Source organism: Actinobacillus minor NM305 (assembly GCF_000175195.1).
In the GTDB taxonomy this organism is placed as follows: Bacteria; Pseudomonadota; Gammaproteobacteria; order Enterobacterales; family Pasteurellaceae; genus Haemophilus_A; species Haemophilus_A minor.
The window spans coordinates 1-206 of sequence record NZ_ACQL01000071.1 but is presented as its reverse complement, the minus strand read 5'-3'; the positions used below and the strand labels follow the sequence as shown (position 1 = coordinate 206).

The 206-nt window shown below is 34.5% G+C and carries 1 pseudogene; it reads right to left on the bottom strand.

Features of this window, described 5'->3' with window-relative positions:
- Positions 1-206, bottom strand: a pseudogene (locus AM305_RS12735) (hypothetical protein); the annotation flags it as partial.

Sequence of the window (206 nt, the reverse complement as noted above, 5' to 3'; positions counted from 1 at the left end):
CTCTCATCACAATGGCTACCATATGAAAATGGCACATTTGCGTCGGTGTATTTAATAAATCTTTCAATAAACCTCGCCTGCCATCACAGGTAATTGATTGAATTTTATAGCCTTTCATACGAAGTGAATTAAACGCTATCCTGTAATAAACATCTTTTTCTGACGACCAAAGAAAATCGTATCCGCAATAATATTTAAATAACGTG